This window comes from Pseudomonas sp. W17 (assembly GCF_040268305.1).
Taxonomy (GTDB): domain Bacteria; phylum Pseudomonadota; class Gammaproteobacteria; order Pseudomonadales; family Pseudomonadaceae; genus Aquipseudomonas; species Aquipseudomonas protegens.
Map to the genome: position 1 here is coordinate 3,359,018 of NZ_CP158490.1, position 21,099 is coordinate 3,380,116.

The window sequence follows — 21,099 nt, forward strand, 5'->3', positions numbered from 1 at the left end:
AGCGCTTCAGATTGTTCTGAGCTAGCGCGGTCAATGACACTTTTAGCCTGCCGGATTAATTGCCGATTAAATTGCATAGGGAGCTAATGTTTTTTACAGCTCGCTGTAGGCAATGCGTTGATACCCGGGCAATGCCTGTTGCAGCAGTTGCTCCAGAGACTGCTGCGCCGGCAGGTAATCGTCACCGAAATCACCCTCGGCCAGCTGGGTCGGGTGGGCCACCACTTCAATCACGCCGGGCGGGCGAAAACCTTCCAGCAGGTCCCTGGGCGTGCACACGCTCTGGGCCCCGGCCCCGCACAACCAGCGGATACGCAGGTTGAGCGCGCTCTTGAACAACCGCTTGAGGGGCCCGATGTTGCCCCCCACATTGCGCGCCAGGCGCACCGGCACCCCTTGCTGCACGGCGAAGCGAGCGACGATGGCTGCCACCGGCCACAGGTTGTGCACGTGCTGGTGGGAGTCGATATGGCTGGGCCGCACACCCTGATCGACACAGCGCTGCCACTGGGCCTGCAACTCCTCGCGCACCGCCTCGGCCGCCGCGGCCGGCAGGCGCAGGGCCGAGCGCCGCAGGTTCAGGTCGAACTGCCCCTGAGGGTCACAGAACAACGGCTGGTGGCGCATCGCCGGGCTCAGTGGCGCGCCGTAGGTGAGGTTGAAATGCAGGCCGATGCGTCCCAGCAAACCGTGCTGCTGGGTCAGTTCACAGGCGTCGTTGAACGCCGGCATGTTGGCCATCAGGGTCGCCGAGCTGATCACCCCTCGCTTGAAGGCGCGCAGGGTCAGCTGGTTGTAGTCCAGGTCGAGACCGAAGTCGTCGGCATTGACGATGACCCGGTGGAGCCGGGCGGCAGTCAGGGGGCGGTTCATGGGCGGGATCCTTGTACGGTGTTGGCCTGGCGCCGTTCGCGCCAGGCCTTGAGGCGCGGCTTGAGCCACTGCCAGATGCGTTCGGCGGTACCGGCCAGCAGCGCTCGCGGGCGCCAGGAATAGAAGCTCCAGCGCTGGTGTTCCACCAGGCCGCTCATGCGTTCATGCAACTGATGGCTGGAGCGGCTGAGGCTGACCCGCGAGGCATCGACCCACTGCCAGCCTTCGTCCAGCCCCCAGCGGATCCACTCATCCAGCAGCAGCCGGCCGCTACCCAGGTTCTTGTATTGCGCCAGGAAGGCGATGTTGTAGTCGTACAGGCGGCCGCGCTCCAGCAGGCCGAGGCGATAGCTGATGCAACGGCCCTGGTGTTCCAGCATCACCACCCGCACACAACCTTCGGCGGCCAGGCCGCGCAGGGCGCTGGCCATCCATTGCCAGCGCAGCTCCCCGGAGAAGATCCCCAGCCCGTCTGCGCCTTTCCAACTGGCCTGTTCCACCTCGCGGAGCATCTCCAGCACCCCGTCCATGCCGTCGGCCTGGGGCGCCATGCGGATCACCCGAGCGTCGATTTCCGCGCAGCGTTTCTTCGCCCGGCGCAGCTCGTAGCGCAAGGTGCCGGTGGCTTCCTCGCGGTCGCTGTCGACAATCAGGTGTTCCGGCGCCCGGCAGCTCAGGGCCTGTTCGCTGTACCAGCTGGCCCGGCGCCAGGGCGCCAGCAGGCCCTCGGCGTCCAGCAGTTCATGAAGTTGCAGCAGGTCATGGGGCAGTTGCCGGCGGATCTGCTCCAGCACCTCGGGCATGGCGCCTTGCGCCGGGTCCGCGACCAGCAGCGCCAGGCGATCGCTCAGCGGATGCCCCAGGTGGCGTACCACCTGCAGGCGCAGGCCGGCCCGGGTTTCGCGGCCCAGGGTCAGCGGCAGGCAGAGCACCAGGCGCTGGCCGTGCCAGCCCAGGAGGATCTGCAAGTGCCGGTGATCCAGGGCCCGTTCCGCCCCCTGCAGCCAGCTCAAGCGATTGAACGGCGTGGCCTGTGGCACTTGCTGGCGCAGTTGCTCATAGGCCGCCACGGGAAAGTCCTGGGTGCAGAGGCTGGCGCACCATTGCCAACGCAGGCTCACGAACGTTCCTTGTCGATAGGGCTGGAACCGCTGGGCTGCTGTGCCAGGCGCCCGCGGCGCAGGTGGTGCAGGCGTGTCTGGTGGTAGGGCCGGCGGCGGTGGAAGTGCAGGCAGCGCAACAGGCAGTAGACATGCAGGGATTCACCCACTTCCTGGAACCCCAGGCGCATGTGCATCTTCAGCGCCGGCTCGTTGCGCACGTTGACCAGGGCCCGGATGGCCTTGAAACCGCGCTCGCGGTATTCGTCCCAAAGCAGCTTCTGCGCCAGGATCACCACCCCCGAGCCGCGATACGGCACCGCGCACTCTCCGGCGAACTGATACAGGCAGCCCGGCGGGATGCGCATCCAGCAGCGGTACAACTGGTCGTCGTAGTAATCGCGCTCGCTGATCCACACCATCATCATCACGTTGCCGTCTTCATCCAGGTGTGCGCTGCCGCGGCTGCCTTTGTCCAGCAGGCCGCGAATGGCCGGCAGTTGCGCCTTGAAGTACTTGTCGAAGGCCGGCAGCAGCTCGCGGGTGATGGGCACCTGGGGCCAGCGGCCGGGGTTGATGGGACAGGGCACCGGCAAGGCCAGGGAACGTTCCAGGGTCAGCAGTTCCCAGTGGTAATAGAAGAAGCGTTCACGCAGCACCCGCAAGCTGCCACGCAGGCCCTTGCGGCGGATTCTGGCCAACAGGCCGGTCAAGCGACTCATAGGGTTTTCCAGGTCAAGGCAAACAGGGTTTCACCGGGCACCTGCAACTGGGCCCGGCCATTGCTGCACTGCACGGCGGCGGAGCGGCTGTGCCCGTCGGCGCCGAGCAGCTCCAGGCTCGGGCCGGCCTGGCAGATCTGCTCGGCGCCGTCCAGGTCGATGGTTTGTGCGCGCGGGGTCTTGGTCACGCCCAGCAGGCTGTGGCGCGGACCATCGCGCAGTGCCAGGGCATCCACCTCGAAGGCCGGGTTGTCCAGCGCCTGGACCTGCCCCAGCCAGTGCTGCTGGATGAATTGCTGGGCCACGGCCACCGGCTTCAGGCTGAAGCGCTGGGCGTCGTGCTGGGCCAGCATGCCCTTGGGGTACTCGGGCTCATCGGCGGCCTGGAACCAGTTGAGCATGTCCAGCAGGCCGTCCTGGGAGGCATTGGCCACCACCGACATCCACCACAGGGCGGCGTAGTGAGTGTCCTGCTGATAGGGGCTCAGGTCCGGGCCGCTGGAGATATTGGTCTGGCTCAGCAACAGCGCCTTGCGCGGCCGGCCCAGGTCATCCAGGCCCACCAGGTCGGCGGCGGCGCGCACGCTGGCGCGGTAGTGGCGGGTGGCCAGCAGGTCGCGGACCATCCACTCGTGCCAGGCCATGGCGTCGATATCGGCGCCGTGGGCCTCCAGCAACTGGCGCGCCCAGTCGATGCCGCGGCGCTGCCCGGCACCGATGCGAAACGGCCCGTCCAGCAGCCGCGAACTGACCGGCATGGCAATGCGCACACCTGCGGCCCGGGCGTCGGGGTTGGCCTTGACGTGCTCCAGCATGCGCCCGAAGTAGCTGGCGAACACGGCGTAGCTGGGGTAGTTGAGGTTGGGTTCGTCGGCGAACGCCAGGTAGTGCAGGCCCTGGTTGCCCAGGCGCACGCTGTCCGCCAGCCAGGCGTCGAGGCCGGCGAAGCTCTGGCTGTCGGCTGCCAGCACCGCACGGCGCCCGGTGCCCGCCAGCAGGGTGATGTCGCGGTCGATCTTGAACGTTTCGCGGTACAGCCGGCGAAAGCCCAGCTCGCGCTGGGGTTCCTGCTGGATCACATCGACGAAGCTGTAGAAGTTGGCCGCCCGCGGCCCCAGGGCCCGCAGCAGTTCAAAGGTCGACTGCGGCGGCTGGGCATAGGGCAGGGCGATCCCCAGGTGCGGGCTCGGGCCGCGCATCTGCGGCTTGAGGCTCAGCTCGACCCGGCCCGGTGTCCATTGCAGCGGGTGCAACTGGCGCAGGTCCTGGGCGAACAGGTTGGCGGTGCCGTCGAGCCAGAACGCCACCTTGCCCGAGCCGCCCAGGGACAGGCGCCAGACCTCGTCCTGCTGGGCCACCGGCAGTTGGATCTGGTCGAACTGACCGTACTGCGGGTGCTCCACCAGCTTCAGGCGCAGCAACTGGTGGTCACTCAGGCGCGTGGCCTGGAGCACGCTGACCCCACCGTAATACTTGCCCGCCAGTACCGCCTGCTCTCCGGCGGCCACGCGAAAATACAGCTCCACGCCACTGGGCACGTCGGCGCTGAAATGCACCTTGGCCGGTTCGAACTGGGCCCGGGTGGCGCTGTCGTGGCTGACCTTGAAGTTGCGAAAGCTGTAGCCCGGTACCTGCAGCCGGTAGTCGCCCTGGGCCGCGGGCAGTTGGACTTCCCGCTGGCCGTAGGGTTGGTCGGCGCGAATCTCCAGCTGTTGCAGCAACTGGCCGTCCGGGTGCAGCAGGTACAGCTGCTCCTGGTTGGCGTCGCTCTGCCAGGCCGGGCTCCAGCGCAGGTGCAGGGTGTCGCCGGCCTCGGCTTGCAGGTACAGGCTGCCGTCGCGGATATCGCCCCATTGCAGGGGCGCGGCGTGCAGGGCAGTGGCCGCCGAGATCAGCATCAGGGCGAGCAGGGAACAGGGTTTCATTGAAGCCTTTCCTTAGGGCGCAATAACTGGCGCACGTAGACGATGTCTCCAGGTAACAGGATCAGGGTGCGGTACCAGGCCACACCGCTGAGGTGGCAATACAGGCCGAGCATGGCCAGGCTCACCGCGAGGTAGGCGATGGACGAGGCCAGGCCGGCGCCGACGATGCCCAGCGACGGGATCAGCAGCGCATTGAGCGCCAGGTTCAGCAGGGCGCCACCGGCCAGCAGCAGCGACAGCGTGCCGGGGCGCTGCTTGCCCAAGAGGTCCAGGCGCAGGATGCTCGCGTAGCACAGGCCGAACAGCCCGGGCAGCAAGGCCAGCAGGGCACCGTAGGCCGGGGCGTAGTCGGTGCCGAACAGGGTGACAATCAGCCACTGGCCGATCAGCGCCATGCACAGGCAGGCGCCGAGCATCACCGTGGCGGTCAGGCGCAGGGCCAGGGCGGTCAGTTGCTCGATGCCCGACCCCTGTTGCAGCAGGCGCTTCATCAGTGGCGTGGTCACCGCCTCGGGAATGATCAGCAGCAGCTCGGCGGCGGCGCTGGCCATGGCGTACCAGCCCAGGGCCGCGGGGTCGAGCAGGGCACCGATGAACAGGTAGTCCGAACGCAGCATCAATTGTTGCGACAGCACCCCGGGGTGGCTCTGGGCGCTGTAGCGCAGCAGCTTGCCCTGTTCCCCGGCCTGCCAGCGCAGGCCCAGGTCGTGGAAGCGTCGCAACCAGCACCAGCCAACCACCACCACCAGCAAGGTGCCCCCCAGCCAGCTGACCAGGGCCGCCGACAGCGGCTGGTCGCGCCAGATCCACCACAGGCCGACGAACAGCAGCAGCGGCACCAGGGATTCCAGCAGGCGCAGGGCATTGAAGGCTTCGACCCGGCCATCGGCGTTGTGCAGGGTCAGCAGGCCGCTCTTGAGCACGGTGATGGGCACCGCCAGCAACAACAGCCAGGCCAGGTCCCCCAGTTGCAGGCTCAGTTCCCACTGGCTGCCCAGGGTGTTCATCAGTGCCAGCCCGGCCAGGGTCAGCAGGCTGGCCAGCAGGCAGCCGTACACCAGCACCTGGGTCAGTAGCAGGCCCATGGGCCGCTGGCGCGCGGCTTCATAGCCGACCGCGGTGTTCAGTCCGCCGCTGGTCAGGGCGGTAATCAGGTCCGGCAGGGTGCTGAGCAGGGCGAACAGGCCGCGATCCGCCGGGCCCAGCAAGCGAGCCAGCAGCACGTTGCGCAGCAGCCGCAGGCCGATCATCGCCAGGCGCGTGCCCATGCTCAGGGCCAGGTGCCAGAGGTAGCCGCCGCGCTTCATGCCCGGGCTCCCTGCAGCAGGCGCCAGGCCAGCAGGCCGGGGCGGGCGGCGCTGGCGTGGCTGACGTCGATGCGTGGCAAGGCCAGGAGCGGGTTGCCACTGGCCTCGATCAGCCCGGGGCGGGTGCCCAGGGCGTAGCGATAACCCAGCCCGGCGACGGCGGCGCGCACCTGGGCATTGTGGTCGCCATTGGGGTAGCAATAGACCCCCAGCGGCGCCTGGCAATGGTTCTGCAACGCCTGATGGGAGCGTTGCAGATCCGCTTTCAGCGCGGCCTCGTCAAGGCCGGTGAGAATGGCATGGCTGGCGCCGTGGGGCCCAAAGCGCACCAGCGCCGAACGCTCCAGGCGCTGCACCTGGGCCCAGTCCAGGCTGTGGGGGCCGTGCTCGTTGGGGCAACTGTCGGCCAGGGCCTGGAGGGTGGGCCCGGGCAGGGTCTTCAAGCGTTGCAGGTAGCGCCCCAGGAGCCGGCTGCGGGCGTCGCTGTCGCCTGGCTGCAACAGCTCGGCCGCAGGTGCCAGTTGCAGCGCCTGCAACTGTTCCAGCAGCGGCCTGGCCGCGACGCTTGCGGGCCGCAGCCAGAGCGTTTCGCCGATGGACTCCCACCAGAAGCCCTGGGCGCTGCCGATGAAGTCGGTGGAGAGGAAGATGCTCGCCGGCACCTCGTAGCGCTCTAGCAGCGGGTAGGCCACCTCGGCGTTGTCGCGCCAGCCGTCATCGAAGGTCAGGGCCAGGCGCGGCCGGTCACCGCCGGGGTATTGCAGCAGGTGATTGAGCGGCACACAGTCGAAATGCCGCCGCAGCCAGCGCAGCAGGTGCTCGAACTGGCGCTGGCCGACGCACAGTGGCGCCCGGTGCGGCCGGCGGGCGGCCTGCTCGTCGGCCAGCACCCGGTGCAGCATCAGCACCACCCCGGCTTCGCTGAGGCGGGCGCGGCCGACGCTGTGCAAGTAGACGCTGCCCAGCAGGCGCTTGAGGTTGAGTTTGAGGTTCATGTCAGCGGTTCTGTTGTGGGTTCCACAGGGCATAGCGCTGCCCGCGGAGAAATTGCCAGAGGCCCATGCTCATGCCGGCCATTGTCACCAGTACGAAACCGGCCAGGCGAAACACCTTGGGCAGGCGCCCGCGGCGGTCCAGCAGGCCCATGATCCCGGCGCCGTAACCCAGCACCTGGGCCAGCAGGGCCAGGCTGTAGAAGGCGCCGGCATTCCACAGCAGCAGGCTGCTGACCAGCAGTGGCAGCAACAGCACCGGGGCCAGGCGGCGGATCAGCTTGTGGCTGATCAGGGCGATGGCGTAGGCGCCGTGGCGCAGTGGGTTCATCAGCTCGCGGCGCTGGGCCAGGCTCTGCAGGCCGCCGACGGTGACCCGCAGGCGCCGCCGGTACTGCTTGCCGGCTTCGTCCACGCCCTGGTCCAGCACCTGGGCCTCCTCGACATAGACGATCCGCTTGCCGGCCACCGGGGCGCAGGTGCTGATGAAGAAGTCATCGTTGACCTCGGCCGGAATCCGCTGGAACAGTTCGCGGCGCAGGGCCAGCAGCGCGCCGTCGGCGGAGACCATGCAGCCGGTGCGGTTTTCCGCCTGGCGCAACCAGGCCTCGTAGTGCCGGTATAGGCTGTCTCCCAGGCTCAGGTTGTGCCCGGGGTCGGGGATGATCATGTGCCCGCCACAGGCCCCCACCTGCGGGTCGGACAAGGGCGCCAGCAGCTTGCCCAGGGTGTCGTGGGACCACTGGTTATCGGCGTCGGTGAACACCAGGATATCGTTGCGCGCCAGTTCCACCGCGGCGTTCAGTGCCCCGGCCTTGCCCACCCGGGGTAGGTCCAGGACCACGATCCGTGAGTCGCGCACGCCCAGGGCCGTGGCCACGGTGTCGTCGCTGGAACCGTCGCTGGCGAGGATGATCTGCAGGTCGGTGGCCGGGTAGTCCTGCTGCAACAGGGTGCGCAGCTTGTGCTCGATGTGCGGGCCTTCGTTGTGCGCGGCGATGATCACGCTGACCGACAGCGGCGCGCCTTCCTGCACCGGCCGCGGCCTGACGAACAGGCTGAGCAGGGCCAGCAGCAGGGGGTAACCGACCCAGGCATAGAAAGGCAGTAGCAGGCACAGCCAGAAAAGTGTTTTAGCCACGGTCAGGTCTCTCGGCAGAACGGTTGAACAGGGCCTGCACCAGGGCCAGGGCGCCCAGGTGCAGGCGCACCCAGTGCAGCAGCCAGAGTTGCAGGACGAACAGCGGGTCGCGTTGGCGCAGGCCCTGGCGCACTGCCAGGGCCAGGGGCGCCAGCGCTCCCAGCAGCAGGCACAGGCCCGCGGCGCCGGGCAGGCCCGCGAGCAGGCACAGCAGCGCCACGAGGCTGAGCAGGGCGCAGGCCAGGCACAACAGGGGGAAGCGCAACAGGCGCAGGCTGAGGCCGCTGCCCTTGAGCAATTGCACGTGGCTGCCCTGGCGCCAGCGTTCCTTGCCGGCCCATTCGGCCCAGCTGGCCTCGTAGCCCCAATGCAGCACCTGGGGCTGGGGCAGGCTCAACTGGCGGGCGCCGGCAGCGTGCAGGCGCAGGCCGAAATCCTTGTCCTCGCCGGTGCGCAGCTGTTCGTTGAAGCCGCCGACCCGTTCGAACCAGGCCCGCTGCAGGCACAGGTTGGGGGTGGGCATCCACGGCAGTAGCCGGGGTTGCGGGTCGCCGGCCAGACTGCGGCGCTGCCAGGCCCGGGCGAACCAGGGGGCGCTGGCGGGTGCCGCGCAGTCCAGGGCGAAGACCTCGGCACGCTGCTCGGCCTGGGCCTGCTGCCAGAGCTGCAGCCAATTGCCGGGCACTTCGATGTCGGCGTCGAGGAACGCCAGGCTATCGCCGGTGGCCACCGCCGCACCGCGGTTGCGCAGGGCGCCGATGCCGATGCCCGGGCACAGCAGCACCCGCGCGCCCAGCTCCCGGGCCCGTTGCGGCCCCTGATCGGTGGAGCCGTTGTCCACCACTATCAGTTCGCAGTCCAGGGTCGCCGCCCGGGCGGCGCGCAGCACGCTGTCCAGGGTGCGGGTGATGTGACGCGCCTCGTTGTACATGGGCACGATCACGCTGATCCTTTGCATCTTTGCCTCCCTTGGCCAGATTGCGTTGTTGTCGTGGGCGCCGGGTGAGGGCGCGGTGTTGCTGTTCTGTCGGTGCTGCTCCTGGGGGCCAGAAGGCCCTTCGGGCCTTGTCGCAGCCTGGGGCAGTGGCTACCACGCGGGGTTGTCAGGCCGGGGCCGGGCGCGGCACGGGAACTTCTTCGGCCTGCAGGCGCAGGACGCTGGACAGGGCCAGGAAGATCCACAGGTACTTGTGGTTCGGCGCGCTGAGAAACAGCAGGAACACCGCCATGGCCAACAGGCTCAGGCCCAGGTGGGTGGCGATATCGGCCTGTTCGCGCTGGCCCCGGGCAAGAAAGCCCTGGCGCGCCCGTTCTAAGTTGCGCAGGCCCATCAGCATCAGCGCCACGAAGCTCAGGCCGCCGGGAATGCCCAGCTCGCTGAACAGCTCCAGGTAGGTGTTGTGAGCCCGGCGGAACAGGTCCGGCTCGTTCATGTTCTCCGAGAAGCTGCTGGCAAAGCCGGTCTGCGCGTAGTGGATCGGGAAGGTCCCCAGGCCCGAGCCCAGCAGCGGGTTCTGGCGGATCATCTGGCCGCCCACCACCAGGTAGGAGGTGCGCCGGCCCAGGGAGGTGTCCGCCGAGTGCGCGCCGGACTTGAGCATGCTCAGGGACTGGATCCGCGCCACGTACTCCGCCGGCAGCACGGCAATGCCCAGGGGAATGACGATGGCCACGGCGAACATGGCGAAGCCCAGGTGCTTGGGCCGCAGGCCCTTGAGCCGGTCGCGGTAGTGCCAGACGCCGATGGCAATGGTGAACAGCACCACCAGCAGGCCCGAGCGCGAGTCGGTCTTGGTCATCCCGGCCATCAGGGTCAGGCTGATGCCGACCCAGAACAGCCGCACCGGCCAATGGGGCGAACGCAGGGCGAGGAAGATCGCCGGCGGCACCGCCATGGCGATCAGCAGGGCGAAGTAGTTGGCATCCTGCAACAGGCCGATGGCCCGGCCGCCCACCTGGTACTTGGCCGATACCAGGGCGATCACACAGGTGATGGCCACGCTCACCGCCAGTAGGCGGCAGAGCATCAGCAGGTTGACTTCCCGGGCAATCAGCAGGGTGACGAAGAACAGCACCAGGCCCACTGCCAGCTCCCGCAGGCTGTCCAGGGACACCAGAAGGTTCTCGCTGTACAGCATGCTCAGCAGCAGGCACAGCAGGAATGGCCCCAGGGCCCGCCACAGGTTGCTGCGCAGGCGGGTGTCGGGGATCTGCCGCAGCAACAGTTTGAACAGCATGATCAGGATCAGCGAGGCGCCCAGCAGCTTGGCCCCGGAGAACGCGCTGTCCTTGAACAGGCCTTCGAAGGGCACCAGGGCGCAGATCCCCAGCAGGCCCCAGCCCGGGCGCCGGTACAGCAGCGCCAGGCCGAACAGCCCGACCACCACCAGCGGCGCAAGAAACGGCCAGGGGCTGGCCAGCAGCAACAGTGCGGCCAGGCCCAGCAGCAAACCCAGGAACGGAGCGGCGATCATACTCGGGAGCTCTCTCTGGCGACGCGGTACAGCTCATCCCAGCGGCGAGCCAGGGTGGGCAAGTGATAGTGCTTGCGTTGGGTGACCTGGGCCGCCTTGGCCAGCTCCCCGGCCAGTACCGGATCGTCCAGCAACTGGCCGATGCAGCGCCCCAGCCCGACACTGTCCAGGGGCTTGGCCAGCAGGCCGTTGTGCCGGTGCTGCAGCACATCGGGAATCCCGCCCACGGCAAAGGCCACCACCGGGGTGCCCGCCTGCATGGCTTCGAGCAGGATCATCGGTGTGCCTTCGGTGCGTGAACTCAGTACCAGCACATTCAGGCGCTTGAGCCAGGGCTGCATGTCGTTCTGATAGCCCGGCAGCAGGATGCGCGTGGCCAACCCGGCTTCGTTGATGCGCTCGCGCAGGGCCTGGTTCTGTTCACCATCGCCCAGCAGCACGGCCTTGAGCGCAGGGCGCTGCTGGCACAGGCCGATCAGCGCATCGAGAAACAGGTCCGGGCCTTTTTCCGCGCTCAGGCGCCCGACGAAACCCACCAAGGGTTCCATTTCGTCGCGGCGTACTTCCGGCTCGCGCAGCGGCGGCCCGTCCAGGCTCGCCGGCAGTTCCAGGGCGGGCTCCGGCAGGCCGTTGGGGATCACCCGCAGCTTGCCCTCGGCGACCCCCGCCTCCAGGTGCAGCAGGGCAATGCTCTGGGCCACGCAGGCTACCCGGCGCACCCGGCGGCTGCGACACAGGCGCAGGCTGAGCCAGGTGTAGAACTTCTGTTTCAGGCTGCGCGGGGTGAAGCCGTGCTGGGTCATGACCAGGGGCAGGCGCAGGCGCCGGGCGCAGACCCAGGCAAACACCTGGGCCTTGAAGTTGTGTGCGTTGAGCAGCCCCGGCTGTTGCCGCAGGTGCGCCAGCAGTTCCTGCAGGCAGTGGCAGTTGTGGCTCGCCACGCCGGCCTCGGCGAAACGCTGTAGCAACGTGTCGGGGGCATTGATGAACACCACCCGATGCTGCCCCGGGGTGCCCAGGCAATGATCCAGCAGCATGCGCTCGGCACCGTAGAAACCGCCGCTGTGGATCAGGTGCACGATAGGCTGCGCGGCCATGCTCAGGTCGCTCACTGTTTGGCCCAATGCCAGGCCCAGCGCCAGGTCCAGCGCGGGTACGGGTTGACCTGGGGCTGCTCGACCGCGTTGAGCACCATCAGCACCGGCAGGCCGAGGTGATCACTGACCTGGGCCGGGTGCTTGAAGCGATGGTCGAAGAACTCGTAGACATAGCCCAGGGCAATGGCCAGCAGCAGGCCAGTCAGCAGGCCCAGGGGAATGATCAGCATCGGCTTGGGGAACGCCGCTTCGCTGGGTTCGTAAGGCTGGCTCAGGACCCGCGCGTTGGACAGCTCGCCACTGATCAGGCGCTCGCCACGGCTCTCTTCGTAGCGCTGGGTGTAGGTGAAGAAGGCTTTGTGCAAGGCATCGATTTCAGTGTCCAGCTGGCGCAGTTTGCTCAGGACCTCTTGCAGGTCGCGCACCCGCGCCTTGTAGTCGTTGATCCGCGCGGTCTTCTGGGCGATCACCGACTGGGTGATCTGCAAGTCGCTGCTGCGCTCGCGCACGCGGTTTTCCACCACCTTGAGGAACTGCGCCCGGGCCCGCACGATCTGCTCGCGCTGCTGCTGCATGGGCACGCTGTCGGCGCGGTAGGTGTCGGCGGTGGTGCCGTACTGGCTCACCAGGTTGGTCAGCTGTTCGCCCAGTTGCTTGATCTCGCGGTCTTCGTAGGCAACGTTGTCCACGGTGTTGGCGAAGGCGAAGGGGAAGGTGTAGTCGGTGAGGCCGGCCTTGCGCGCGGCAGCCAGGTTCTTCTGCAGGTAATCCAGGCGGCGCTGGTTCTCCAGGGCCTGGTCGCGGTAGCCGTTGAGCGATTGCTCTTCGGTGTTGATGGCGTTCAGGCGGAAGGTGATCTCTTCCTTGGGGTCGGAGGCGTGGGCCGCTTCCAGCAGGGCCTGGCGCTTGCCTTCCAGGTCATCCAGGCGCGACTGGTACTGGGCCTTCTTCTGTTCGTAGAAGGCTTCGGGCAGTTCGTTGGATTGCAGGTCCTGGCGGTTCTTCAGGTAGTTGGCCAGCAGGCGCTCGACAAAGCGCGTGCCTTCGGCGGCGTTGGGGCTGGCGTAGACGATGGAGATCACGTTGGAGCCGGGCAGGGTGCCGATCTTCAGGTCCTTGACCGCCTGGTCGGTGAAGGCATCCAGGCTGGTATCGCGCACCGGGTCCACGGCCAGGCCGAAGAAACCGCGCACCGGGTTGATCACGTGGTTGCGCAGGGGGGCGATCAGGCCATTGCGGATCGGCTTGACGATCAGCCGGGTCAACAGGCCCTCGCTGCCGCCGAATTGGCCTTCGCGGCGCAATTGGTCGATGGTGTCGCGGATCAGCGTGGGTGAACGCAGGATGTTGCTCTCGGTCTCCATGTCCGCCAGCGACGGCGGGATGAACTTGTCGGAGTCCGGGGCGAGCACGGTGTTGGCGTCGGTCTGCGAGAGTTTCTTGGACTGCACGATGACTTCGGCAGTGATCTCGAAGCTCTGCTTGAGCACCAGGGGCAGCAGCAGGGCGATCACCGCGAAACCCAGAAACACCCGTTTGATCAGGCGCCGATTGACAAAGAACACGAGCAGGAACTCGTGCAGGTAGTTTTCGATCTTGGTCATCAAGAGGGAACTCAGTTGTTGTTCGTTTCTTTGTTGTCGACGCGGTAGCCGAAGCTGAACCCGACACCCTGGAACATGATTACGTCCGCCAACTGCTTGCTCAGGGCGCCGGCCTTGGCCAGGCGGGTCTTGGGCACGTAGAGCATGTCGTCGGGCTGCAGGTAGGCGAATTGCAGGGCCTTGCCGTCCAGCGCCGCGTCGGCGTCGTAGACCCGGGCTTCAACCTGGTTGCCCTTGCGCCGCATGATCACCACCGAATCCAGGCGTGCAGTGGGGCCGGCCCCCTTGGCCAGGGTCAGGGCCTCAAGCACCGAGATCGGCCGGCGGATCGGGTAGGCTCCGGGCTGGCCGACTTCGCCCATGACGAACACCTCGTTGGAGGCGGTGGTCTTGAGCAGCACATCGACGCTCACCGAACCCACCTCCTTGGCATAGCGCTGGTTGACCAGGGTCTGCAGCTCGCTGAGGCTCTTGCCCTGCAACGACAGGCTGCCCAGAAGCGGGAAACTGGCGCGGCCGTCGGAGCCCACGACGATCTCGCGGCTAAGCCCGGTGGCCGGGTTGGTCAGGCTGGTGCGCAGGTTGTCCAGCTGGGCCATGGCGTGGGAGATCGAAAAGTTGATCTGCGGCTTCTTCAGCACCTTGGCGTATTGGGTTTCCAGGACCTGGCGCGCCTGTTCGGCGGAGAGCCCGGCGACCTGGATGTTGCCCACGTAGGGCATGTCGATGCTGCCGTCGGGCAGCACCAGTTTGCTGCCGCCCAGTTCCGGAGCGGTGAGGAAGGTCACATCCACCTGGTCGCCAGGCTGCACGAGGTAGCGCTGCTGGCTGGTGGTGCCGATATGGAAGATCACGTCCAGCACGTCCTGCGGGCGCAGCACCTGCTCGATGGGCATCACCTCGGTGAGCTGGGCCTGGTCGGCCGGGGCACTGAGGATCTGCACCGGCATCTGCTGCGGCTCGCGATTGACGCAGCCGCCGAGGGCCAGCAGCAGTGACAGGCTCAGCAGGGAAAGTCTTGGCTTGTTCATGGTTACACGGTCCTTGTGCCGGTCAGAGACGGTCATAAACCCACTTGGGCATGTAGTACTTGCGGGCGTTGAACACGCTGCCGATCAACTTGGCCTCGGCCTGGATCAAGCGCTGCGCCGCAGCCTGGGCCACTTCCCAGCGGGTTTCCTCGCTGCGCACCACCAGCACCACGCCGTCGACCTGGGTGGCCAGGGTGAGGATGTCGCCGCTGCTGTAGACCGGGTCCCCGTCGATGATCACGAAGCGATATTCCTCGGCCAGGGCCTGCAGCAGTTCGCGCAGCAGTTCCGGGGTCAGGCGCTCGCTGTACTGCTGGCGGCGGCCCAGGGGCAGGAAGTCGAAATTCACCGCGTCGCTGCTCTCGATGCACGAGGCCAGGGGCGGCGGGGTTTCAGCCAGTGCCAGGTCGAGGAAGCCGGGACGCTCATCCAGGGCCAGGCGCCGGGTCAGGCTGCTGTCCGAGAGGCTGGTGTCCACCACCAGCACCCGGCCGCGGCTGGTGCGCGCCAGTTCGTTGGCCATGCTCAGGCTGCTGCTGGTGACGCCGCTGTTGCGGTTGGCCGCGGTCAGCAGGATGACCCGCAGTTCCTGGTCGAGTACGGTCACCGCCAGGTTGCTTTCGCTGGGGCTCTGGATCTTCAGACTGGCAAAGGTTGCTGCCGCCATTTCAACTTGCTCCGTGGCCATTGAGGACCTTGAAAGGGGTTTTGATCAGGATCTTCAGGTCGAGCCAGGGGCTCTGCTGGAAGATGTAGGTCATGTCGAGGGTCACGCGGCCGTCGAAATCTACGTCGCTGCGCCCGGATACCTGCCACAGGCCGGTGATCCCCGGGTAGATGCTCAGGCGGCCGAGGTGGTGTTCCTTGTAGGTCTGGGCATGGAACGAGGTGGGGCGCGGGCCGACGATGCGCATCTGGCCGAGCACCACGTTGATCAGGTTGGGCAGCTCGTCGAGGCTGGTACGGCGCAGGAAACCGCCGATTCCAGTGATCCGAGGGTCGCGGTCGATCTTGAAATCCACCGAGTCGGCGCCGTGCTTGTTCAGGTGGCGCACCGAATCCTTCAGGGCCTCGGCGTTGACCACCATGGTGCGGAACTTGTACATGCCGAAGCGCCGGCCGCGAAAACCGGTGCGCAATTGCACGAAGAACACCGGGCCGGGGCTGGTGAGCTTGATCAGCAAGGCCACGACCAGCAGCACCGGCGACAGCAACACCAGCAGCACCGCGGCCAAAAGCGCCGAGGTCAGGCGCTTGCTGCGCGACAGGGTCCAGGGCCGCCCGCCGTCGCGGCCGGTGATCCAGCCGTGCTGTTGCAGGTCGATGGCGGCCTGGACCTTGCGCCGGAACGGATCGTTGCGCCGGTCGATGTGCAGCGGGGCGGGCACCTCGGTTGCGGGCGATGAGAGAGGTCTATCCATATCCACCGGGAATACTTCCATTGCAGGGGTTGGGTAAAAACGTTCGGCTGTCGCGGCTCAGGACGCCGCGCCCGGGTAGTAGCTCAGGTACCACTGGACGAACTCGCGCAGGCCTTCCTCCAGGGGCACCTGGGGGCCGAAACCGGTGAGGTTTTCCAGGGCGCTGACATCCGCGCAGGTGTTGAGCACATCGCCGGGCTGCAGCGGCAGGTATTCCACCTGGGCCTTATGGCCGAGGAGTTTTTCCAGGGTCGCCACGTAGTCCTTGAGCTCCACCGGGCGCTGGCCGCCGATGTTGAACAGGCGCCAGGGCGCCATGCTGGTGGACGGGTCCGGCTGTTCCCGGTCCCACAGCGGATCGCGCACTGGCGGCTTGCCCAGCAGGCGCACCAGGGATTCGACGATGTCGTCGATGTAGGTGAAGTCGCGCTGGTGCATGCCGTAGTTGAACAGTTTCAGCGGCCGGCCCTGGCTGATGGCGTCGGCGAACAGGATCGGCGACATGTCCGGCCGGCCCCAGGGGCCGTACACCGTGAAGAAGCGCAGGCCGGTGGCGGGCACGCCGAACAGGTGGCTGTAGCTGTGGGCCATCAGCTCGTTGGCTTTCTTGCTGGCCGCATACAGCGACAGCGGGTGGTCGACGTTGTCACTGACCTTGTACGGGGTCTGCTGGTTGGCCCCGTACACCGAACTGGACGAGGCGTAGATCAGGTGCTGCACCGGGTAGCGCCGGCACATCTCCAGCAGGTTGAGGAAACCGCTGAGGTTGCTGTCCAGGTAGGCCTTGGGGTTTTCCAGGGAATAGCGCACCCCGGCCTGGGCGGCGAGGTTGATCACCACCTGGGGCCGTACTTCGGCGAACAGCCGTTCCAGGCCCTCGCTGTCGGCCAGGTCCAGGCGCTGCAGGGGAAAGTGCCCTACCTGGCGTTCCACCCAGCGCACCCGGTCGCGCTTGAGCTGGGGGTCGTAGTAGTCGTTGAAATTATCCAGCCCGGTGACCTGGTGCCCATCCTTGAGCAAACGCAGTGCGGTATGGGCGCCGATGAATCCGGCGGCCCCGGTGATCAGGATATTCATGCGCGCAATGCCTCCGGTACACGGTAGGGCAGGCCGATGCTCAGGTAATGCAGGCCGGCATCCGCTGCCTGTTGCGGGTTGTAGAGGTTGCGGCCGTCGACCACCAGGCGATCCCTGAGGGTCTCGCGCAGCAGCGTGAAGTCCACCACGCGAAAGGCCTTCCATTCGGTGCAGATCACCAGCGCGTCGGCGCCTTGCAGGGTGTCGTCACGGGTGGCGCACAGTTGCAGGTCATCGCGGTAGCCGTACAGGCGCCGGCATTCGGTCATGGCTTCCGGGTCGTAGGCCTGGACCTTGGCCCCGGCTTCCCACAGTGCCTGCATCAGGTAGCGGCTGGTGGCTTCGCGCATGTCGTCGGTGTTGGGCTTGAAGGCCAGGCCCCAGAGCGCGATGACCTTGCCCTGCAGGTTGTCCCCCAGGTGCGCCTTGAGCTTGCGAAACAGCACATGGCGCTGCTGCTCATTGACGTCGCGCACGGTCTTGAGCATGTGCGGTTCCAGCCCGTGGCTTTCTGCGGTGTGGATCAGCGCCCGCAGGTCCTTGGGGAAGCACGAGCCGCCGAAGCCGGCGCCGGGGTAGATGAAGTGGTAGCCAATGCGCGGGTCGGCACCGATGCCCTTGCGCACGGCATTGATGTCCACCCCCAGGCGTTCCGCCAGGTTGGCCATCTCGTTCATGAAGCTGATGCGGGTGGCGAGCATCGCGTTGGCCGCGTACTTGACCAGCTCGGCGCTGCGGTTGTCCATGAACATCAGGCGGTCATGGTTGTGGTTGAAGGGCGCGTATAGCTCGCTCAACTGCTGGCGGGGCAGGTCGTCGGCGCAACCGACGATGATCCGGTCCGGGCGCATGCAGTCGGCCACGGCCGAGCCTTCCTTGAGGAACTCCGGGTTGGAGACCACGTGCACCCGCAGTTCGGATTTGCCCAGGTCTGCCAGTTGTTCGGCGACGGTCTCGATCACCAGATCGGCGGTGCCCACCGGCACCGTGGATTTGATCACCAGGGTCTTGTCGCTGAACATCAGGCAGGCAATGTTGCGCGCCACCGCCAGGACATGGTCGAGGTCGGCGGAGCCGTCTTCGTTGGAGGGAGTGCCGACCGCGATGAAAATCACCTTGCCGTGGCCCACTGCATCGCTGGCCTGGGTGGTGAAGTGCAATCGGCCGGCCTTTTGATTCTCTTCGATCAGGGTCGCCAGGCCCGGCTCGTGAATCGGCGGAATAGAACGTTGCAGCTGGGCGATCTTGTGGCTGTCGATATCGACACAGACCACGTTATGCCCGACATCGGCCAGGGCAACTGCTTGCACCAGGCCAACATAGCCAGTACCAAAAACGCTGACTTCCAAGGGAACGACCTCGTCCATGATGAGTGTTGGGGTGAGGGTGGTTCTCACCTTCTGAAAAGGCGTATGGCACATTGCCGCTATCACGCTCTTTTTTTGACACTACCATAACGTAGAGACGTTTAATTGACGTTTTGCTGTGTTACATAAATGACAGCTGTGTTTTGTTTATTTTTCGATGAATAAAATAATGTTTAAAATCAATTAGTTAAGAGTCTTCATGATAGTCATCATGGAAAGCGTCAAATAGTTGGTTTTTGTTAATAAATGACTGAAAAAACCGACGAACGGTAGTGCGGTGAGACGAAAAGCTAATGCCTTTTTGACATTACCTGCTACGGCATCCTGGGTTCCGAAGGTGAAGCTGAGCAGTCGGACAGTTTTTTTGACGCTTTTCTGCAGCTTGAAAACTGTTGAAATTGATCGGTTTTTTCAAAGATATGGCTGGCAAGGCGGGACGGGTAGCGCCGGTTATGACCAGGCGGGCGTCAGACTAAAGTCGGGTTGGGAGGGTAGGGGCTATCTGCCATCATTGCCGGTCTTCATTGATTCAATCAATTCAGCTGGCGATCACAGATTCGCTGGATGAATTTCACCTGGGTCTTTTTCTTTACCTCGCGTCACTGATTTGCTGCTGGAGCCTGTTCATGCGTCCCCCTTTCCCCTTACTCAATCCGTGCCCATTGCTGGGCCTCGGCGCTGCCGTGCTGTGCGCGGGTTTTGCCCCTCTGGCCAATGCGGCGGGTTTTTTCGAAGACAGCAGCGCCAAGCTGGAATCGCGCACGATCTACTTCAACCGGGACTTTCGCGACGGCCACACCAGCACCGACCAGGGCGCATCCAAGCGTGAAGAATCGGCCCAGGGCTTTATTCTCAACCTGCAATCGGGCTACACCGAGGGCACCGTGGGTTTCGGCCTGGACGCCCTGGGCATGCTGGGGATCAAGCTCGACTCCAGCCCCGACCGCAGCAACAGCGGCCTGCTGCCCTCCAGCGGTCACGACCCGCGGGGCTCGGCGGACCAGTACGCCAAGCTGGGGTTGACCGCCAAGGTCCGGGTCTCGCAGACGGTATTCAAGTACGGCGCCCAGTTGCCGGACCTGCCGCTGCTCAAGTACAACGACGGGCGCCTGCTGCCCACCATGTTCAACGGCGCGGTGCTGACTTCCCGGGAGGTCAAGGACCTGACCCTGACCGCGGCCCGCTTGAACCGCTACACCGCGCGGGACTCCAGCGATGCCCAGGACATCCGCGTGCACTGCAAGAACAAGCGCTACGCCTGCAACACCACGGCGGATCACTTCGACACCTATGGGGTGGACTACAAGTTCAACGATCGCCTGACCGGCCAGTACCACTACGCCGAGCTGGAAGACATCTACCGTCAGCATTTTGTCGGCCTGCTGGCCAACCAGCCCTTGGGGCCCGGCGTGCTCAAAGGCGACCTGCGCCTGCTCAAGAGTGCCGACACCGGCGCCGAGCGCGCCGGCGGCATCGACAACCGCGCCCTGAGCACCATGCTCGGCTACAGCGTGGCCGGGCACGTGTTCAGTGCCGGCTGGCAGCGCATGTACGGCGACAACTCCATGCCTTACCTGGATGGCAGCAACCCGTACCTGGTGAACTATGTGCAGGTCAACGACTTCGCTGCGATCCAGGAGCGTTCCTGGCAACTGCGCTATGACTATGACTTCAAGGCCATTGGCCTCAACGGCTTGAGCTTCCTGACCCGCTACGTCAGCGGCGACCACATCAAGGTCCCGGGCAGCCTGCGCGAAGGCCGCGAATGGGAGCGCGACAGCGAGCTCAAGTACGTGGTGCAGAGCGGCACCTTCAAGGACGTGAGCCTGCGCCTGCGCAACGCCACCTACCGCAGCAACTACCAGAAGATCGCCCGCGACATGGACGAAACCCGCCTGATCGTCAGCTACAACTTCTCGCTGCTCTGACCGACGACTCTGGTAGAAGCTGGCTGGCCAGCGAAGGCGGTAGCCGCAATTGCGCAAGGCTTGCGGGCCTCTTCGCCGGCAAGCCGGCGGCTACGGGAGTTGATGTCGGTACGGCAGGTCCGGGCCGGTGCGGGTGCAGGTCTGGGCCGCGGCGTTGACGGCGAAACGCAGCAGGGCGTCGGTCTGTTCGCGATCGAGCTGTTCAAGGCCCTGGGGGGAATCCAGGCCCTGTTCGGTCAGCCAGGTGATCAGCGCGGCCTGGAAGGTATCTCCGGCGCCCACGGTGTCGGCAACCTCCACCCGGGGCGCGTCCACCGACCAGCTGCCATGCCCACGGCTGAACACCGTCGCGCCCTGGCTGCCACGGGTCAGGAACACCAGCCGGGCATTGCCTTGCAGCCAACCCCGGATCAGCGTCTCGGGCGCCTGCCCGGGGTACAGCTGGGTCAGGTCTTCGTCGCTGACCTTGATCAGGTCGGCATGGCCGGCCAGTTCGGCGATGCGCTGGCGCCACAGCTGGATATCCGGCTGCGGGTTGAGCCGTACGTTGGGGTCCAGGCTGATCAGCCGCTGCCCCCGCTCACGGCGCACCAGGGCCAGCAAGGTATCGGCAATCGGCTGCACCACCAGGGCAAACGAGCCGATATGCAGCCCGCGCACCTGTGCGTCGAGCTGCGGCAGGTGCTCTTCTTGCAACTGGCGATCGGCACAGCCCTCGCCGCGAAAGCTGTAGTGGGGCGAGCCATCGGCGCCCACGGCCACCATGGCCAGGGTGGTGGGGGCGTCGAATTCCCGCAGGTAGCGGGTATCCACGCCTTCGTTTTCCAGCACCCGCCGCAGGCGCTGGCCCAGGTAGTCCCGGGACAGCCCGGCCAGCAGGGCGACATCGACGCCCAGGCGGCGCAGGCCCACTGCCACGTTGAACGGCGAGCCCCCGGCGATCGCCTGGAACGCCACTTTACTGGCCGGGGCCCCGGCCTCATCCGCGCTGAAAAAGTCGAACAGCGCTTCGCCACACACCAGATACATAGTCATTCGCT

The 21,099-nt window shown here is 66.1% G+C and carries 18 protein-coding genes; 1 reads left to right on the top strand and 17 read right to left on the bottom strand.

The features are described from left to right. Nucleotides 1-93: 93 nt before the first annotated feature. The 16 genes from ABCR88_RS15635 to ABCR88_RS15710 all read right to left on the bottom strand — a co-directional run bounded on the left by ABCR88_RS15635 (nucleotide 94) and on the right by ABCR88_RS15710 (nucleotide 18,113). Nucleotides 94-873: a ChbG/HpnK family deacetylase gene (locus ABCR88_RS15635; protein ID WP_350022706.1), complete on the bottom strand. Its 780-nt coding sequence runs from the start codon at nucleotides 871-873 to the stop codon at nucleotides 94-96. Further along, entirely contained in the window at nucleotides 870-1,994 is a 1,125-nt protein-coding gene (locus ABCR88_RS15640; RefSeq protein ID WP_350022705.1) for a GNAT family N-acetyltransferase, read from the bottom strand. The genes ABCR88_RS15635 and ABCR88_RS15640 overlap by 4 nt, the downstream gene beginning before the upstream one ends. Then, the gene (locus ABCR88_RS15645) at nucleotides 1,991-2,695 is read right to left on the bottom strand and encodes an N-acetyltransferase (RefSeq protein WP_350404840.1); all 705 of its coding nucleotides are present in this window, start codon (nucleotides 2,693-2,695) and stop codon (nucleotides 1,991-1,993) included. The genes ABCR88_RS15640 and ABCR88_RS15645 overlap by 4 nt, the downstream gene beginning before the upstream one ends. Beyond that, a complete protein-coding gene (locus tag ABCR88_RS15650) occupies nucleotides 2,692-4,620 on the bottom strand; it encodes a hypothetical protein (protein WP_350022704.1) in 1,929 nt (642 codons plus the stop codon). The genes ABCR88_RS15645 and ABCR88_RS15650 overlap by 4 nt, the downstream gene beginning before the upstream one ends. After that, nucleotides 4,617-5,927 (bottom strand): oligosaccharide flippase family protein, encoded by a 1,311-nt coding sequence (locus tag ABCR88_RS15655; RefSeq protein ID WP_236203734.1) that lies wholly within the window; start codon nucleotides 5,925-5,927, stop codon nucleotides 4,617-4,619. The genes ABCR88_RS15650 and ABCR88_RS15655 overlap by 4 nt, the downstream gene beginning before the upstream one ends. Next, nucleotides 5,924-6,922 carry a polysaccharide deacetylase family protein gene (locus tag ABCR88_RS15660; RefSeq protein WP_350022703.1) on the bottom strand — a complete coding sequence of 333 codons (999 nt, stop codon included), beginning with the start codon at nucleotides 6,920-6,922 and terminating at the stop codon, nucleotides 5,924-5,926. Before ABCR88_RS15660 ends, ABCR88_RS15655 begins: the two co-directional genes overlap by 4 nt. A gap of 1 nt (nucleotide 6,923) precedes the next feature. Next, nucleotides 6,924-8,060, bottom strand: coding sequence for a glycosyltransferase (locus ABCR88_RS15665; RefSeq protein WP_011061374.1), 1,137 nt, complete (start codon nucleotides 8,058-8,060; stop codon nucleotides 6,924-6,926). Beyond that, on the bottom strand, nucleotides 8,053-9,018 hold the full coding sequence (locus ABCR88_RS15670) for a glycosyltransferase family A protein (RefSeq protein ID WP_041118267.1): 966 nt from the start codon (nucleotides 9,016-9,018) through the stop codon (nucleotides 8,053-8,055). Before ABCR88_RS15670 ends, ABCR88_RS15665 begins: the two co-directional genes overlap by 8 nt. A gap of 145 nt (nucleotides 9,019-9,163) precedes the next feature. Further along, the gene (locus ABCR88_RS15675) at nucleotides 9,164-10,534 is read right to left on the bottom strand and encodes an O-antigen ligase family protein (protein WP_350404843.1); all 1,371 of its coding nucleotides are present in this window, start codon (nucleotides 10,532-10,534) and stop codon (nucleotides 9,164-9,166) included. After that, nucleotides 10,531-11,631 carry a glycosyltransferase family 4 protein gene (locus ABCR88_RS15680; protein WP_052470439.1) on the bottom strand — a complete coding sequence of 367 codons (1,101 nt, stop codon included), beginning with the start codon at nucleotides 11,629-11,631 and terminating at the stop codon, nucleotides 10,531-10,533. The genes ABCR88_RS15675 and ABCR88_RS15680 overlap by 4 nt, the downstream gene beginning before the upstream one ends. A gap of 11 nt (nucleotides 11,632-11,642) precedes the next feature. Continuing rightward, nucleotides 11,643-13,235, bottom strand: a complete 1,593-nt coding sequence (locus tag ABCR88_RS15685; protein ID WP_065364094.1) for a lipopolysaccharide biosynthesis protein — start codon at nucleotides 13,233-13,235, stop codon at nucleotides 11,643-11,645. An 11-nt stretch (nucleotides 13,236-13,246) separates the two neighbouring features. After that, the gene (locus ABCR88_RS15690; RefSeq protein WP_041118259.1) at nucleotides 13,247-14,266 is read right to left on the bottom strand and encodes a polysaccharide biosynthesis/export family protein; all 1,020 of its coding nucleotides are present in this window, start codon (nucleotides 14,264-14,266) and stop codon (nucleotides 13,247-13,249) included. Between the two features lie 22 nt (nucleotides 14,267-14,288). Further along, on the bottom strand, nucleotides 14,289-14,933 hold the full coding sequence (locus ABCR88_RS15695; protein WP_011061368.1) for a CpsD/CapB family tyrosine-protein kinase: 645 nt from the start codon (nucleotides 14,931-14,933) through the stop codon (nucleotides 14,289-14,291). Between the two features lies 1 nt (nucleotide 14,934). Further along, nucleotides 14,935-15,687 (bottom strand): sugar transferase, encoded by a 753-nt coding sequence (locus tag ABCR88_RS15700; RefSeq protein ID WP_019093969.1) that lies wholly within the window; start codon nucleotides 15,685-15,687, stop codon nucleotides 14,935-14,937. Nucleotides 15,688-15,744: 57 nt separating this feature from the next. Further along, a complete protein-coding gene (locus tag ABCR88_RS15705) occupies nucleotides 15,745-16,764 on the bottom strand; it encodes an NAD-dependent epimerase (RefSeq protein WP_011061366.1) in 1,020 nt (339 codons plus the stop codon). After that, the gene (locus ABCR88_RS15710; RefSeq protein ID WP_011061365.1) at nucleotides 16,761-18,113 is read right to left on the bottom strand and encodes a UDP-glucose/GDP-mannose dehydrogenase family protein; all 1,353 of its coding nucleotides are present in this window, start codon (nucleotides 18,111-18,113) and stop codon (nucleotides 16,761-16,763) included. Before ABCR88_RS15710 ends, ABCR88_RS15705 begins: the two co-directional genes overlap by 4 nt. Nucleotides 18,114-18,757: 644 nt before the next feature. Between ABCR88_RS15710 and ABCR88_RS15715 the strand changes: the two genes are divergently transcribed. Further along, nucleotides 18,758-20,059, top strand: a complete 1,302-nt coding sequence (locus ABCR88_RS15715; protein ID WP_053158615.1) for an OprD family porin — start codon at nucleotides 18,758-18,760, stop codon at nucleotides 20,057-20,059. A gap of 90 nt (nucleotides 20,060-20,149) precedes the next feature. Here ABCR88_RS15715 and ABCR88_RS15720 read toward each other — a convergent pair whose 3' ends face one another. Further along, entirely contained in the window at nucleotides 20,150-21,088 is a 939-nt protein-coding gene (locus tag ABCR88_RS15720) for a carbohydrate kinase (protein ID WP_041118255.1), read from the bottom strand. Nucleotides 21,089-21,099 lie beyond the last annotated feature (11 nt).

What these genes read in the sequence shown, in the direction of transcription:
- ABCR88_RS15635 (WP_350022706.1), bottom strand. Translation starts at nt 873, where the DNA reads ATGAACCGCCCCCTGACTGCCGCCCGGCTCCACCGGGTCATCGTCAAT.
- ABCR88_RS15645 (WP_350404840.1), bottom strand. Translation starts at nt 2,695, where the DNA reads ATGAGTCGCTTGACCGGCCTGTTGGCCAGAATCCGCCGCAAGGGCCTG.
- ABCR88_RS15650 (WP_350022704.1), bottom strand. Translation starts at nt 4,620, where the DNA reads ATGAAACCCTGTTCCCTGCTCGCCCTGATGCTGATCTCGGCGGCCACT.
- ABCR88_RS15655 (WP_236203734.1), bottom strand. Translation starts at nt 5,927, where the DNA reads ATGAAGCGCGGCGGCTACCTCTGGCACCTGGCCCTGAGCATGGGCACG.
- ABCR88_RS15660 (WP_350022703.1), bottom strand. Translation starts at nt 6,922, where the DNA reads ATGAACCTCAAACTCAACCTCAAGCGCCTGCTGGGCAGCGTCTACTTG.
- ABCR88_RS15670 (WP_041118267.1), bottom strand. Translation starts at nt 9,018, where the DNA reads ATGCAAAGGATCAGCGTGATCGTGCCCATGTACAACGAGGCGCGTCAC.
- ABCR88_RS15675 (WP_350404843.1), bottom strand. Translation starts at nt 10,534, where the DNA reads ATGATCGCCGCTCCGTTCCTGGGTTTGCTGCTGGGCCTGGCCGCACTG.
- ABCR88_RS15680 (WP_052470439.1), bottom strand. Translation starts at nt 11,631, where the DNA reads ATGGCCGCGCAGCCTATCGTGCACCTGATCCACAGCGGCGGTTTCTAC.
- ABCR88_RS15685 (WP_065364094.1), bottom strand. Translation starts at nt 13,235, where the DNA reads ATGACCAAGATCGAAAACTACCTGCACGAGTTCCTGCTCGTGTTCTTT.
- ABCR88_RS15690 (WP_041118259.1), bottom strand. Translation starts at nt 14,266, where the DNA reads ATGAACAAGCCAAGACTTTCCCTGCTGAGCCTGTCACTGCTGCTGGCC.
- ABCR88_RS15695 (WP_011061368.1), bottom strand. Translation starts at nt 14,933, where the DNA reads ATGGCGGCAGCAACCTTTGCCAGTCTGAAGATCCAGAGCCCCAGCGAA.
- ABCR88_RS15700 (WP_019093969.1), bottom strand. Translation starts at nt 15,687, where the DNA reads ATGGATAGACCTCTCTCATCGCCCGCAACCGAGGTGCCCGCCCCGCTG.
- ABCR88_RS15705 (WP_011061366.1), bottom strand. Translation starts at nt 16,764, where the DNA reads ATGAATATCCTGATCACCGGGGCCGCCGGATTCATCGGCGCCCATACC.
- ABCR88_RS15715 (WP_053158615.1), top strand. Translation starts at nt 18,758, where the DNA reads ATGCGTCCCCCTTTCCCCTTACTCAATCCGTGCCCATTGCTGGGCCTC.
- ABCR88_RS15720 (WP_041118255.1), bottom strand. Translation starts at nt 21,088, where the DNA reads ATGTATCTGGTGTGTGGCGAAGCGCTGTTCGACTTTTTCAGCGCGGAT.